The organism is Candidatus Caccoplasma merdavium (assembly GCA_018715595.1).
GTDB lineage: Bacteria > Bacteroidota > Bacteroidia > Bacteroidales > UBA11471 > Caccoplasma > Caccoplasma merdavium.
Map to the genome: position 1 here is coordinate 54,292 of DVLI01000019.1, position 13,856 is coordinate 68,147.

A 13,856-nucleotide genomic window follows, 5' to 3' on the forward strand; every position below is an offset into this window, starting at 1 on the left:
ATGGCTGTGGTGTCGTTTCCCGGCAATCCCTTTTGAAGGCGTACGGGGAGAGACCATGCTTTTCCTGCTTGACTAAAAAAGTTAAAGTAAATGATGCTTTCGCGGCTGCATGAGAGGAAAGTTTTACATTTGCGTCTGACATATATGTCAGACATATATGAAAATTCAAAAAAGAAGATAGAATGGAGAGATACAGAGTCGGTCTGGACGTTGGCTCTACGACGGCGAAGATGGTCGTTCTCGATAGTGAAGGCAATACCGTATATACCTGTTATCGACGTCATCAGGCAGCCGTGGAGGCTTTATTGGACAATTTCTTCGAGGAGTTGTGCGACCGTTTCCCGGGTGCATCGTGCACGTTGGTCATGACCGGCAGTGTCGGATTGGGCGTTGCCGAGCGTTGCGGCATACCTTTCGTGCAGGAGGTGGTCGCTGCCACGCAATGCGTGTCGCGACAATTTCCCCATGTGAGTTCGATAATTGATATTGGGGGCGAAGATGCCAAGGTGGTATTCCTGCACAAGGATAAGCCGGCCGATTTGCGCATGAACGGCAACTGTGCCGGCGGTACCGGTGCGTTTATCGACCAAATGGCTTTGTTGCTGGGGGTTCCGGTCGAGGAAATGAGCGATTTGGCTTTACAGGCGCATACGATATATCCGATAGCCTCCCGGTGTGGCGTTTTTTCCAAGACCGATGTGCAGAACCTCTTGGCCAAAAATGTCGACAAGGCCGATGTGGCAGCTTCGGTGTTCCATGCCGTGGCCGTGCAGACGATAGTCACCCTTTCGCGTGGTTGCGAGTTTTCTCTGCCGGTGCTTTTTTGTGGAGGGCCGCTCACCTTCGTGCCGGCCTTGCGCAAGGCATTTGTCGATTATTTGCATTTGACACCCGGTCAGTGGGTCGTCCCCGAACAAAGTCATTTGATTCCCGCATGGGGCGCGGCCTTGTCGCCCGATGTCGTTGATTACCGCCCGCTTGATGAGTGGGCGGCCGTTTGGCGCCAAAAAGCACATGCCGAGGCAGTGAAATCTTCCATGGAACCGATTTTTGAAAATGAGTCGGCCTACCACCTTTGGCAACAGGAACATTCTGCCCGGAGAATCGAGCAGGCACAATGGCGAAGCGGGGTGATGCATGTTTACTTGGGTATAGACTCCGGTTCTACGACGACCAAAATCGTCCTGCTTGCCGACGACGACAAGGTGCTGTTTACCCATTACGCACCCAACAACGGAAATCCGGTACTGGCCGTGAAAGAGGGGCTTGCCTCGATGCAGGCCCAGGCCGAGGCTCATGCCGTGTCGTTGCATATTCTCGGGAGTTGTGTCACCGGCTACGGTGAGGAACTGATAAAGGCGGCTTTCGGTCTCGATGCCGGTATTATCGAAACGATTGCCCATTACTTGGCAGCACGCCGTTTCGATGAACGGGTCTCGTTTATTCTCGACATCGGCGGCCAGGATATGAAGGCGATATTTGTCGACAAAGGGGTGTTGACGCGTATGGAAATCAATGAAGCCTGCTCATCGGGGTGCGGCTCGTTTATCGAGACCTTTGCCCGTTCGTTGGGATATGCCGTGCCCGACTTTGCCCGCTTGGCCTCTTTGGCGCTCCACCCTTGCGACTTGGGTACCCGGTGCACCGTGTTTATGAACTCCAAGGTGAAACAGGTCTTGCGTGAAGGGGCTACCGTCGGCGACATTGCAGCCGGTTTGGCCTATTCGGTGGTCAAGAATTGCCTCTATAAAGTATTGAAAATAAATGACCTCTCTGAGCTGGGCGACCATATCGTCGTGCAGGGAGGCACGATGCGCAACGATGCGGTGGTGGGGGCTTTTGAAAAACTCACGGGAAAGCGGGTCTCGCGAAGCAATTTCCCCGAGTTGATGGGGGCTTATGGGTGTGCTTGGTATGCCAAACACACGGAACATGCCGGTTGCATTGTTACGCCCGAAAGTTTGATGCAGGGGGCGGTTTATTCTACCCGGCAGACATCGTGTGCCGGGTGCGCCAACCGTTGCCGCATAACCCGTTACGATTTTTCCGGCGGGCGTTCTTACTATTCGGGGAATAAATGTGAGAAACATTTTTCCAACCGGGGTGAAGCGGCCGAAAAAGGAGTGAACACCTATGATGAAAAGATTGAACTTCTTTTTGATCGGCCCTCACTTGACGAGGGAAAGTTGACGATAGGTATTCCCCGTTGCCTCAACATGTATGAAGATTATCCCTTCTGGCATACTCTTTTCACCTCGGCCGGAATGCGGGTCGTTCTTTCTTCCCCCTCCCGGTATGCGGCTTATGAAGCATCGGCCCATTGGGTGATGTCCGACAATATTTGTTTCCCGGCCAAATTGGTACACAGTCACTTGCAGGAGTTGTGCGACCGACGGGTCGACCGCATTTTCTTCCCTTTTGTCGTGTATGAACGGCAAGACGACATGCATCGTGTCAACAGTTATAATTGTCCGGTTGTTTCGGGCTACACCGAGGTGTGCAAAAGTGTGATGCCCCTTTCCGTGCCGCTCGATGCCCCCGCAATCACATTCAAGGACGAGAAAGCGCTCTTCCGTCAATGTTCCGATTACCTCCGTTCGCTCGGAGTCCCTTCCCGCGTCATCAAGAAATCTTTTGCGGCGGCCATGGAGGCGCAGCAGGGCTATGTGACGACACTGGCCTCGACGATGAAGCGGCGGGTGACGGAGAACCGTTCGCGAGGCCGGCTGACCATTCTCCTGGCCGGACGGCCTTACCATGCCGATAAACTGGTGCAGCATAAAATCTCCGACATGATTGCCTCGATGGGGGGCGATGTGATTACCGACGATGTCGTGCGGGGAGAGGAAAACTCCGCCACCGACTCCCGGTTCATCTCCCAATGGGCCTATCCCAATCGCATCTTGGCTGCCGCCCGGTGGGTCGCCAGCCAGGGAAGTCAGGTGCAATTTGTGCAACTGACCTCGTTCGGTTGTGGGCCCGATGCCTTTCTTGTCGATGAGGTGAAAGAGTTGTTGCATCGTCATGGGAAGAGCTATACGCTGTTGAAAATCGATGATGTCAACCACATCGGTTCCATACGGTTGCGGGTGCGCTCGCTCATCGAGAGCCTCCGCATGCAGCCCGAGTTGTCGGCGCAGCACACCTCCTGTGTCACTACGCCGCCCTATACGCTGGCCGACCGTTCCCGAAAAATCATTGTTCCTTATTTCACCCCCTTCATATCGCCTTTGATACCCTCGATATTCCGACTTTTGGGATATGATGTCGAAGTCCTTCCCATGAGCGACGGCGTGGCGGCCGATTATGGTTTGCGCTATGCCAACAATGAGGTTTGCTATCCGGCAACCTTGGTCGTGGGCGATATTGTGAAGGCGTTCAAGGAAAAACGTTATAATCCGGCCGAGACGGCGGTGGCCATGACGCAAACCGGCGGGCAGTGCCGGGCAACGGGTTATTTGGCCCTGATAAAAAAAGCGCTTGTCGATGCCGGATTTGCCGAGGTGCCGGTGGTGTCGGTTTCCTGGGGTGATGCTTTTGACAATCCGCAACCCGGCTTTCGGGTCGACTGGCTTAAAATACTTCCGATGGCACTCGATGCGGTTCTCTTCTCCGACTGCATTGCCAAGTTTTATTATGCGGCGGTAGTCAGGGAGAAAGTCCCCGGGTCGGTGTCGAAGTTGCGCGATGGTTTCCTCGAAAGGGCCTGCCGCTCGATAGAACGTAACAAACCCGGCGAGCTGCTCGACCTTACGGCCGAAGCCGCGCGTTGTTTTGCAGAGGCGACCGATGTGTCGATACAACTCCCGAAGGTCGGGGTCGTAGGTGAGATTTTCCTGAAATTCCATGCTTTCGCACAGAAGAATCTTTCGGCCTGGCTGGTCGGGCGGCGTGTCGAGGTCGTACCGCCCACCCTCACCGAGTTTTTCTTGCAATCGTTTGTCAATCGGCCAGTCAACAGTGAAAACCATCTATCTCCCCATAAAATGTCCGATTCTCTCCTTCGCGGCTTTTATGCGCTTGTGCATCGTCGTATGGAGAAATACAACCGGGTCGCATCGGTATTTCCGCTGTTTGCCCCGTTCCCCGACATCTTCGAGTTGGCGCAAGCCGGCCGGGAGGTCATTCCCCTGTATGCCCAGTTTGGAGAGGGGTGGTTGTTGCCGGCCGAGGTGGTTTCGATGGCGCGTCGGGGCATAACCCACGTCGTCAGCCTGCAACCGTTCGGTTGTATTGCCAACCATATCGTGTCCAAAGGCGTTGAAAAGAAAATCAAAGAGTTGTATCCTCAGATGAATTTGTTATCTTTGGACTTTGATAGTGGTGTGAGCGATGTGAATGTTACCAATCGCATGCTTTTGTTTATCAACGGGATAGAAAATAAAAACGGATAGTTCGACACCTATGGAAGAAAAAATTATAGCGGTGGCCAAGCAGGTTTTCCTGGAAAAGGGGTATGAAATGACCAGCATGAGCGACATTGCGGCCCGGGTGGGCATCAACCGCCCGACGCTGCATTATTATTTCCGCACCAAAGAACGCATGTTTCAGGCTGTTGCCGCTCCCATTCTCGACGCTTTCGTGCCTAAAATCGAAGGTATAATCAAGGCCGATTGCCCCTTTATGGATAAGGTAGAGCGGTTGATTGATGCTTATATGCTCGTTTTTATCGAAAATCCGAATCTGCCCCGTTTTGTGGTGGGGGAGATGCATCGCGACATCGATAATTTTTTGAACCTGATAGGAAAGTTCCCTACTGAGCATGTCCTGAAATTGTTGTTGGAATTGTTGCTCGATGAGATGGAAAAGGGGAATATCCGACGGGTTTCTCTTCCGGTGGAGATGGGTACTTTTTACAGCCAGATGACGTTCCCGTTTTTGACGGAGAACATGTTGACCCATCTTTTCTTTGAGGAACCGGGCGCGTATCGGAAATTCTTGGAGGAGGAGTGGAAGCCGAACATGCTTTCGCTGATGCGCCACTTGCTTCAACCGTAGACCTGTTATTCTGCAAGGAGGGCCTTTCCCGTGTAGTGCAGGGGAGAGGCCCTTTCGTTTTATTCGGGTTTATCGGCATTGGAAATGTCCTGAATTTCATCTTCCGATTTTTGAAGGAGATGTTCCTTGTAATGGGCGCGTTGGAGGATTCCTGATGTCTTGTTATGGATCGTGGAAAACCACTATTTCACGACGGGGCTTGCCGTTGTGCTTTTGCCGGCTCGCATGACCCAGGCATCGGGGAATGGGGTCTCCCCGGCCAACTGTTTTTGCAGGTAGACGTATGCCTCTTTGCGTTGGGTGAAAGAGTGGGTGTAGAGGTAGGCACGGCGACCGTCTTCGAAAAGGTATATCGGTTCGGTGACACCGTTGTTGTGGAACTTTTGCAGTTGCAGGAGGGCGCTTTCCCGGTCGGTGAGGGTCGATACCACGATGAGATATTCGCCTTCGGCGACGCGGTTGTTGACTTCATCGGTGAGGGTGGTCGGGGTGAGGGAGGCTTGGTCGGCTTCGGGTGCTGTGGCAAAAGGTACTGAGGTTACCAGCAGGAGCAGCAGGAGGGCGGCGGCTGCCATGACACGGTTGAAGACGCGACGGCGAATGGTGAAATGAATGACCCGTTCTTCGGTCTCGATGCGGGTCTCCGCTTTTTCCGACGCCACATTGCGGCTGCTTGTCAGCTCTTTGACCGGCAGCAACGAGAGCGTGGGTAATCCGAAGTGGTTGAGGTTCAGAAGATAATCGGGCGATGGCTCGAATGTGAGGGTGTTGTCTCCGGTCAGGAGGAAACAACCCAGATTGCCAAAAGCGACGCGATTCCCCGCTTTTTGGAGCAAGGCATGCAGTGTCGCTATCTCTTGCTCGATGCATTGCGATGCTTGCTCGTAGCTGATGTGTTGCGCTCTCATGAAAGAGGCGGTCAGTAGGCCGTCGTTGTAGGTCAGGGTTGGGTTGAAGACGATGGAGCGTGTCGGTGGATAGAATATGTTCTCCTCTGTCGAGAAGCGTGCCGGCCGGTCTTGCAGGACAAATCCTCCCAAGCCGGGTATCAACACGCAGTCGTGCTCGGTCAGCAGATATTCGATGTGTTTTGTTATAGCAAGCATTGCGACAAAGATAGCGAAAAAAACATTTTAGTTTATGATTCCGCGAGGAAAAATGCGATGATTTTGTTGGGTGCCTTCACTTGCTTCTCGGTGTGTGGGGGGAATGATGCCGCTTGCAGATAGATTGATTTCTTTTGAATAGAACGATAAAAAAGGGACTTCTTGATATAAAAAGTGTTGATTTATAATGTGTTTGCTTTTTGTCGGCATAAAAAGGCCGCCGATGCTCGGAGCATGCTTTTTTTATTATAGCTTTGCCTCGCAGATTGTTATAGGTATAATCCGCAAAACGAAATGTTCCGGTGTTTCAAAACAAAATGTTCCAATCCACAAAACGAAACGTACCTCTGTCAATCCTTTTTCTCCCCTTCAAACTCAATAAAAAAGCACTGGAAAAATATACTTTTCCAGTGCTTTTTTATTGTCCCAACTTTTGGCTATCTCGCAAAAATCATTAACTTTACAACAAATAAAAGGAATGTTATGCCATGTTTCAACGCTGTTCTAATGCCATTGTTACGGCATTATATCACGCGGCAGAACTTGTGTGCGGCGTATCATGCCTCTTATACAGCATCATGTCCGTGTACTTGGAGTTATAATTCATGTGCGCATTAAACTCGGATTTCACGCAACCCTCAAAGGGGTCGCCCAACGTCCGGTTCTTATCCATCCATTCGCAAAGCTCCACAATAGAGGACTTGTTTGACGTGAAGTACACAAACGAGTGGCCATTCAGAACGGTCAGCACATCCAAGTAGTCGGACAGCCTCCAATACATCGAATAAGTGGTGACATCCGTACTCAAATAAGGAGGATCGACAAGGAACACGACACCCGGAACGTCTTTGTAACGAGCAAAGAGCTCTTTATAATCGCAATTTGTAATGGTAAGACCTTCGAGGTAGTCGGGGCAAATCGGATAGTCTGTCGTGCGTACATTATTATACAACGCCTCCTTGCGCATCTCTTCGAGGGACAACTTGTATTTCATGGAGAACATCAGCGATGACGACAGGGTGATGTAGTCGACATAGCCGCTGTTTTCGGCCGCGGCTATACATTCAAAGATACTCTCTCGAATGTCCCCGGTGATGCGTTGATGTCGTTTGACCCCGGAGGCCAGAGCCCTTATTTGGGCAAGGAGGGCGTTCGTTTGGGGAATTTCTTCGATGCGACGGCGGTAGTCGTCGAAATCGTTGTAAACGACGGTCGCGTCCGGACGGCAATGTTTGGTGATGTGAGACAACAGGCCGGAGCCTCCGAACAAGTCGACAAAGGTTGTGGCATCGTCGAAGTGTTTCAACGTCTCGATAAACGCTCTTGCAAAATTTCGTTTCTGTCCCACAAAGGGAAGGGGCGCGGATAGGTACAGTTTTTTCATAGCTTATACATTTAATTCAAACTTTACATTTTCATTTCCCGAGAGCAGTTCGCGGGTTTTTTCCCGGTTGGTTTCATAGATGTGGACATTCCCGAGATTCAGGGTGATTGACCCAAGGGGTAGGTCTATCTGCCGGGCCATGAGGTAGAGGTGGTAGATGTCTGCGGGCAGTCCGAGGTTTGCATCGGAACTGCGTTGGTAGGCCGACACGACCAGCCGGCCATCATCGATCTGGAACTGCACTAAGCTCAGGCAGGGGGCTTGGTTGCTTTCCGCACCGGTGGCGCCCAGAAAGAGGACGTAGTTCTTGCTGTTGCGTTTTTCCCGGTTTATCCGTTCGATAAGCGGTGGGAGCTTTTCCAAATAGGTGGGGTAACTGTTCACCAATACGGGGCCGCAATAATCCCACCAGTTGATACCGGCATCGCGGTATTTCTCCACGGTGCGCTCGCCTTGCATGAAGAGGTCGAGTTCGTTCCGCAGTTTTTTGCGGGCGATGTTGTGCCCCTCGAAAATGTCGAGTAGGTCGGCGGGTGTAAGGTGTAACCTCTCGTTGAGCAGGTAGATGATTTCGCCTTTTTTGTTCCTTTGCCGTTTTCCCGTTTCGATGATGCGGGTCAGCATTTGATAATATTTGTTCATTCGATCGTTTTTTTCGGTTTATTGTTTTACATTTGTGTTGCCAATCACATACGATGCGGAATTTCCGCACACACAAAAGCGCCACAGCGCGGTCAGAAGGCATAAGCCCCCGACTGTGCGTTGTGGCGCATCTTTGTGTTAGTATGTGATTGGCGTCCTACTAACAGGTCGGGGGCTTTTTTCATTTCCCCCGGATTTTCTTTATTATCTTTTCAAAAAGAGACGGGCGGCCGCCCAAGCGACCGCACCGGCTATGAGTGCGAGCATGAGGTTGCCCAACCATAATCTCATTTGCGTGAACCACCCCATCGGTTTTTCGATAGGCACAGGCTGCGGCACCACCTTCTCCCGGTATATAATCGAATCTTTCGCTTGGACGGACAGCTCTCGGGTAAGGGTGTCGGTGCGAGGCTTCGTTTCGAGCGTGTGGAAGAGCGAGCCGTCGGACAAGATGCGGGCATCGCTCATGGCGTAGTCGTTTTCGAGATGAGACGAGCTGTCGGCCGTCGTCCGCTCGGCCGATTGTGGCGGAACTTCCATAAAGAAGGTATCGACCACTTGCACATAGCGCAACCGCTCTTCTATTCTTATACTATCCTTTCCCTCGACTACAACGACCTGCCTACCGGTGCGGCACGATGAGAATAGTAGCAGAGTAACGGAAAAGGTTATCAATGAGGCTATCTTGCTTTTGTTCATACGACCTCTATTTCTATGGTTTCACCACCGGCAAGAGCCGCCTTGCACAGCGCCACCAGCTTCTCCTCGTAGGGCGTCGAGTTGATAACCTTACCCTTCACCTTGTTTTCCCCCACTAATATGCACCCGGCAGAGTCCTCCGCCGTGTTGCCCCGGTGGATAAGCACACCCTCAAACATCGGCACATCGAGCAGCCGGGGAAGGTCGCGGCCAAACTTTGGAGAACGGTTCACGATAACTTTGTAGCGGCCTTCTGGGATAGCCGTCTCACCGGGCACCTTGGCCTCACCTCCGGCAAGGTCGCGCACCCGGTCTTCGAGGGTATCGCAGAACTTTTCTCCGTTTACAGACAAAGAGCCTATTGTATAGGTGTCTCCTTTGAATCTTCTAACAAGTCGTAACTTCATTTCTTTTCCTCCTGGTTATTATTTGTAAATTCTTCATTCAACGTATCACCGTGCTCCCGCTCCACGCGCTCCACGATTTTCTGCACGTTCTCGGGCAGCGCCCGCTTGAACTCAAAGCGGATAACGTGGTAGATAATGCGCAGCGCCTTGTTCGCCGGGTAGGCGTGTATGAGGTTACGGAAAGCATTCTGCACATACACATACATAAACACATACGTCAGCGACTTCATTGCGATGAGCGCCGCCGTGTCGTCGCCACAGTTCAACATGATGGAATATATCGTCTCCGAGATAATCAGGTAGAGCAGCAGCTCGGCCAGCGCGTTTTTGAATTTCTTGAATGAGAAATTCCGACACCGCACCACCGACACCCCGTCGGCCCGCATACCCGCCCACACGTTGAAGGCAAACATGATAACCAGCGCATAGACAAACCCTCGTGTCGGCGTCAGGAAGGCCAGCACGGGACTCATGGCCGAGACGGCGATGATGCGCCACTGTTCCCAGTTGAATATCCGTTCCATCATCACCCTCTCCTATACAAAGTCATACCAGTACACCGTACCGGCGTCGCACTTCAAGTTCAACGAATGGCGATATCGGTCGCGGCGGTAGCGCCACAACCACAGGCGGGGAATCACACAGTCGGCACCGCCATGCAGGTTCTTCTCTTTCAATCGCTCCGGCCCATGCGGGTTGAAGGTGGTGTTCCAATCCCTCTTGTCGCTCACATAGATACAGTGCGGATGTTCGGGGGTGAGAAACATCGCTTTCAGACGGTCGAGGTCGTCGGCCTTCACACGGTGGCTGCCCAACCGGTTTTCAAGCACCACCCGGTAGTAGCAGCCGGAGGCTTCGAGGCGCGACACCACGGCCTGCACATCGGCCTTGAACTCTACCAGCCCGTGGCACGGCACCAGGTTCCCGACACGGTCGAAGCGCACACGCAGGTCAAACACCCGCGCCCCGTTCTCCATCTGCTGCCAGAGGGTCGCCCGTTGGCACCGGGCAAACGGCAGGAATATCCACCCCCACCATCGTTTCGGTTTATAGCCCGTAAAGCTGTTGTGTGAACCGTACATATTTCTGTGTTTTTATGATTTTACTTTCCGTAATAACTAACTCCAAGGTATGCCGTCGAACGGGGCGGCTTCGTCGTAGTCGATGGCTGTGCGGTGTTTTATGCCACCGCTCCCCACATAGAGTTGCGTAAGACAATCGACATAGGTACTCCCGCTCTCGCCAAGCTCCGAGCGGTATTTCGTCTGGTAGATCACCCCCTCCTGTCCGGGAGGCGCGCCGTCGGCCTCCGCCCGGTTATACCATATCACCACCGTGCCGTACTCTGCCTGCGGGTAGTTGTCGATGTTTATCGCGTCCGACGCGTTCGCAAAGGCCATGCCGGTGTAGGAACTTTCCCCGTAAACCGCAGGAATGGCCGAAACAACCGAAACAGCAAAGCCCGTAACGGCCTTGGTCGTTTTCGTGCCGCCCTCGCCGAGGAAAACAAACGACGGGTAGTCATTCCCCGTGTTGCTCTCGAAATAGACATCGAACGAGGCATTCCCCGTCCGCACCAGCTTCACCCTCTCGTGCATCTCCGCACCGGTCGCTGAAATACAGACCGCCTTGCACGACTTCACCGCCTCCGTCTCATAACGCCATTTCAGCATATAATCGGCAAACCCCATAAGAGGAGACGAGATCGAAAAACGGACGATACCTTTTTCTGCGTTCCGGGCGATGGACAGGAACTTGTAATACCGCCCGTACGCAGTCGCACGGACGTGCCGCAGCCCCGAAGAGCTCCATTTCTCACCCGTCTCCGGGTCCACCACCGCCTCCGAAATCGTCGCCGGGTAGATGGTGGAGCCGTTTTCTTTCAATTTCTTTATTCGTGCCATAATTTACGAGGTTAGAGGGTTATTTCTTTATAGTCGGTAACATCGGTAACGGCCGAGGCTTTCAGGTAGGTCGTGGATATATTATTCCCAGCCGAGTCGTTTGTAGCTTTTTGAGAGTTTGTTACTGTAACGGATCCATCACCACCCACTGTTATATGATTACCACTCTTTACCCCTCCCAGCTTCGAAGAAGTGGCAACGGGGAGGCTGTAATTATTTGCGTTTGTTTCGATACCGTTGAGTTTGTCCTTGTCGGAGGCCGACATTAAGCCGGATACAGACGTTGTTGCGGCAGAGGCAATGAAATTGCTTGTATATACCCACGAACCTGTATCATCATCGGCATATATATAATAAAGGCGGCGGTTTGAGGCCACAAATATACAGGCCACACTTCCCGTCGTCGGGTCTTCAACAACAGAAATAGGAGCGTACCCATATTCGTCTTTCGCTATGTGTAATAGCCCGTCGCCAACGCTGATGCCACTCATAAACCCGTTGAGATTCTGCAACGTATCTCCCGAAAGAGTGTATTCGTGAACACGTATTCCGGCAAGGCCTTTTGAGAGTAGTGTCTGCAAGGAGACATTCGACATATCCGTTTTGGCCAGAGAACTGAGGGTCACTCCCGAATCCTTAGCCGTTTTATTGCTTCCGGCCGAAGTCAGCACACGGTCCGCAGCCACGGCATTCGACGACATCGTTACGGCATTGGCCGTCCCCTGCTGTACCTTCCCGTCGGCATAACTCTTCGCCGCGGCAAGCGTGTCGGCCAGCAGCCCCGTGAGCGACTCCGTGTCGGTGATGCCCGCCAGGAACGACTCTATCTCCTTCCAGCTGTCGATGACACCCGCCGACGCCCCCGCATCATTCAGGAACGCGTTTACCTTGTCGACGAACCCGTTCAGCTCCGACAGGTACATGTCCAGCGACACGCCCTCGCCCAGCGATGACTGCAGGTCGCCCATCGCCAAGTCAAGATGCTCGCGGTCACCGTTCGACAGCACCCCGAGCAATTGGTCCATGAACGACGCCAGCGTGAAGCCGTTCACGTCCACCACCGCCTCCGGTATCGTCGCCGGATAGACGGTACTCCCGTTCTCTTTCAGTTTCTTGATTTTTGCCATGATTCATTCGTTTTTTTTGTGAGACATTCAGTTTATATCTCTTTATAATCCTTTCCGTCCGTGTAGTCCGCCGACATGATGAACTCCGAGAGCCGGTAAGCCCGCTGCCGTATGAGCTTGAATGCATCGGGCTGTGTTTCGAGGGTCATTTCATGGAAACGGCCGTCGGCCCCGGTAAAAGAGAGCACGAAGAGCAGACCGTTTTCATTTGATACCGAGGCGGTTGAGCACCCACCCGCACCGATGACGAAAAGACTCTTTCCCTGACCCGTAACCTTGCCCAATATCCTTTCTATCACGGACATGGGAGTCAGGAAAAATACCTCGCCATCATCACCGTAATGTTCCACTTCAATGATTTCCGGTTGCAGTTCTCCGGTTGCGATTTCGAGGTCGCCGATACGGCCGGCTTCTTGCTCCTGCTGTTTTTTTATCAATTCCACAGTCGCAGTATCGGCCTTTCTGTTGAGCGTATCCGTCAGCCCTTCGACCGAGGCCGCCGGTATCTTGTCGTCCTTGTGGAAAAACGAGTCGATCCACGCGGCGAACTGTCCGGCCGTAGGATAAGCCCCCCGGCTGAACCATTTTTTCAATGTCTCCCTTGTTGTTGCCATTCTATCGTGCTTTGATGATGTAGGTAAGCGTGTAGTAAGGCGGCCGGTTTTCGTGCGACTTCGAGGCGTTCCTACCGCCGGCGTTCTCCGTCTCTTTGGCGGCATCTTTTACCCCCGAGTGTCCCCGGCAGATGCGGGTAACATCACTGTCCGACGAGGAATTTCCGAAGCTCTGCCAGCGGAACGTGTGCGTATGCAAAGGCAGCCCCGACTCTTCGGCCGTGAGGGTTACGTTTTTCTTTCCGCCGGCAGCCCCCAAAGCGTCATAGTCATCATCGGAGTCGCTGCGACCCACGACGAACCGCCCGCGCAGGTCGGGCACCCGGAAATAGCCGGCAGTCGTGGTATAAGCCTCGTCATTTGCCGACATGGCCCGGTTGAAGGCCGCACCGATGGCCGCATAGAGTTCCGGATAATCCTTTTGGGCGTATTGCGCCCCGTTGCAGAGAAGCCAGCCGTCCGGGACGTTCTCCCCGGCAAAGAGCTGTACAGATCCCACCGGTTGGGGCTGTATCTTTTGGAAGGCTGTTTCCAGTTCCGACAGTTCCGCCCGCAACTCCGGCAGGGTATCTGCCTCGTGGAAATCTTCCCATTTGAAATTTTCCCCGCCGATGCCCGGCGAGAGGCAGCGCACGGTGTAGGCCCGGGGGAAGTCCACGCCTCCCGACGACACAGAGACCGCCGAAGCGTTGAGGTACATGCCCGATGCCACCGCACCGCCCTCAAAATAAAGGACCTCCCCGTCGGGGAACTCTTTCGTGCGAATAAACACATAACCCGGAGCTCGTCTCGTGCCCTCTTCTTGGAGTTCGCACCCCCGGAGCACGGCCTTGTCACCGGCGAGGTTGCCGATAATCTGCACGAGGCTGATGTTCTCCTCCATCGAGGCGAAAGTCTCCGCATCGACGGGGAAATACTGCTCGGCCTGTGTCGTAAAATTGCCAATCGTTCGTTTCATCATATATTGTTTTACAG

13 protein-coding genes are annotated in these 13,856 nt (G+C 53.1%); 2 read left to right on the forward strand and 11 right to left on the reverse strand.

The annotated features are described in order from the left end of the window. Positions 1 to 182 precede the first annotated feature (182 nt). Both IAD09_06240 and IAD09_06245 read left to right on the forward strand, forming a co-directional pair. The gene (locus IAD09_06240) at positions 183 to 4,394 is read left to right on the forward strand and encodes a 2-hydroxyacyl-CoA dehydratase (protein HIT81820.1); all 4,212 of its coding nucleotides are present in this window, start codon (positions 183 to 185) and stop codon (positions 4,392 to 4,394) included. Between the two features lie 10 nt (positions 4,395 to 4,404). Next, positions 4,405 to 4,998: a TetR/AcrR family transcriptional regulator gene (locus IAD09_06245; protein ID HIT81821.1), complete on the forward strand. Its 594-nt coding sequence runs from the start codon at positions 4,405 to 4,407 to the stop codon at positions 4,996 to 4,998. 182 nt (positions 4,999 to 5,180) lie between these two features. Here the strand turns inward: IAD09_06245 and IAD09_06250 are convergent, their stop codons facing one another. The 11 genes from IAD09_06250 to IAD09_06300 form a co-directional block, all read right to left on the reverse strand. Next, a complete protein-coding gene (locus IAD09_06250) occupies positions 5,181 to 6,104 on the reverse strand; it encodes a hypothetical protein (GenBank protein HIT81822.1) in 924 nt (307 codons plus the stop codon). A 529-nt stretch (positions 6,105 to 6,633) separates the two neighbouring features. Beyond that, entirely contained in the window at positions 6,634 to 7,488 is an 855-nt protein-coding gene (locus IAD09_06255; protein ID HIT81823.1) for a DNA adenine methylase, read from the reverse strand. Between the two features lie 3 nt (positions 7,489 to 7,491). Beyond that, positions 7,492 to 8,130, reverse strand: a complete 639-nt coding sequence (locus IAD09_06260; protein ID HIT81824.1) for a thymidylate synthase — start codon at positions 8,128 to 8,130, stop codon at positions 7,492 to 7,494. A gap of 204 nt (positions 8,131 to 8,334) precedes the next feature. Then, positions 8,335 to 8,829 carry a hypothetical protein gene (locus tag IAD09_06265; protein ID HIT81825.1) on the reverse strand — a complete coding sequence of 165 codons (495 nt, stop codon included), beginning with the start codon at positions 8,827 to 8,829 and terminating at the stop codon, positions 8,335 to 8,337. Then, positions 8,826 to 9,236 carry a hypothetical protein gene (locus IAD09_06270; GenBank protein HIT81826.1) on the reverse strand — a complete coding sequence of 137 codons (411 nt, stop codon included), beginning with the start codon at positions 9,234 to 9,236 and terminating at the stop codon, positions 8,826 to 8,828. Before IAD09_06270 ends, IAD09_06265 begins: the two co-directional genes overlap by 4 nt. After that, the gene (locus tag IAD09_06275) at positions 9,233 to 9,763 is read right to left on the reverse strand and encodes a hypothetical protein (GenBank protein HIT81827.1); all 531 of its coding nucleotides are present in this window, start codon (positions 9,761 to 9,763) and stop codon (positions 9,233 to 9,235) included. The genes IAD09_06270 and IAD09_06275 overlap by 4 nt, the downstream gene beginning before the upstream one ends. Before the next feature lie 9 nt (positions 9,764 to 9,772). Continuing rightward, positions 9,773 to 10,318 carry a hypothetical protein gene (locus tag IAD09_06280; protein HIT81828.1) on the reverse strand — a complete coding sequence of 182 codons (546 nt, stop codon included), beginning with the start codon at positions 10,316 to 10,318 and terminating at the stop codon, positions 9,773 to 9,775. Between the two features lie 36 nt (positions 10,319 to 10,354). Then, entirely contained in the window at positions 10,355 to 11,140 is a 786-nt protein-coding gene (locus IAD09_06285) for a hypothetical protein (protein ID HIT81829.1), read from the reverse strand. 11 nt (positions 11,141 to 11,151) lie between these two features. Beyond that, positions 11,152 to 12,267 carry a hypothetical protein gene (locus tag IAD09_06290; GenBank protein HIT81830.1) on the reverse strand — a complete coding sequence of 372 codons (1,116 nt, stop codon included), beginning with the start codon at positions 12,265 to 12,267 and terminating at the stop codon, positions 11,152 to 11,154. Between the two features lie 32 nt (positions 12,268 to 12,299). Further along, complete coding sequence (locus IAD09_06295) at positions 12,300 to 12,881, reverse strand: hypothetical protein (GenBank protein HIT81831.1); 582 nt, start codon at positions 12,879 to 12,881, stop codon at positions 12,300 to 12,302. A 1-nt stretch (position 12,882) separates the two neighbouring features. Further along, positions 12,883 to 13,839, reverse strand: coding sequence for a tail fiber protein (locus tag IAD09_06300; protein ID HIT81832.1), 957 nt, complete (start codon positions 13,837 to 13,839; stop codon positions 12,883 to 12,885). Positions 13,840 to 13,856: the final 17 nt, after the last annotated feature.

Excerpts from the sequence above, each read along its gene's own strand:
- IAD09_06240 (HIT81820.1), top strand. The coding sequence starts at position 183 with ATGGAGAGATACAGAGTCGGTCTGGACGTTGGCTCTACGACGGCGAAG.
- IAD09_06245 (HIT81821.1), top strand. The coding sequence starts at position 4,405 with ATGGAAGAAAAAATTATAGCGGTGGCCAAGCAGGTTTTCCTGGAAAAG.
- IAD09_06250 (HIT81822.1), bottom strand. The coding sequence starts at position 6,104 with ATGCTTGCTATAACAAAACACATCGAATATCTGCTGACCGAGCACGAC.
- IAD09_06255 (HIT81823.1), bottom strand. The coding sequence starts at position 7,488 with ATGAAAAAACTGTACCTATCCGCGCCCCTTCCCTTTGTGGGACAGAAA.
- IAD09_06260 (HIT81824.1), bottom strand. The coding sequence starts at position 8,130 with ATGAACAAATATTATCAAATGCTGACCCGCATCATCGAAACGGGAAAA.
- IAD09_06265 (HIT81825.1), bottom strand. The coding sequence starts at position 8,829 with ATGAACAAAAGCAAGATAGCCTCATTGATAACCTTTTCCGTTACTCTG.
- IAD09_06270 (HIT81826.1), bottom strand. The coding sequence starts at position 9,236 with ATGAAGTTACGACTTGTTAGAAGATTCAAAGGAGACACCTATACAATA.
- IAD09_06275 (HIT81827.1), bottom strand. The coding sequence starts at position 9,763 with ATGATGGAACGGATATTCAACTGGGAACAGTGGCGCATCATCGCCGTC.
- IAD09_06280 (HIT81828.1), bottom strand. The coding sequence starts at position 10,318 with ATGTACGGTTCACACAACAGCTTTACGGGCTATAAACCGAAACGATGG.
- IAD09_06285 (HIT81829.1), bottom strand. The coding sequence starts at position 11,140 with ATGGCACGAATAAAGAAATTGAAAGAAAACGGCTCCACCATCTACCCG.
- IAD09_06290 (HIT81830.1), bottom strand. The coding sequence starts at position 12,267 with ATGGCAAAAATCAAGAAACTGAAAGAGAACGGGAGTACCGTCTATCCG.
- IAD09_06295 (HIT81831.1), bottom strand. The coding sequence starts at position 12,881 with ATGGCAACAACAAGGGAGACATTGAAAAAATGGTTCAGCCGGGGGGCT.
- IAD09_06300 (HIT81832.1), bottom strand. The coding sequence starts at position 13,839 with ATGAAACGAACGATTGGCAATTTTACGACACAGGCCGAGCAGTATTTC.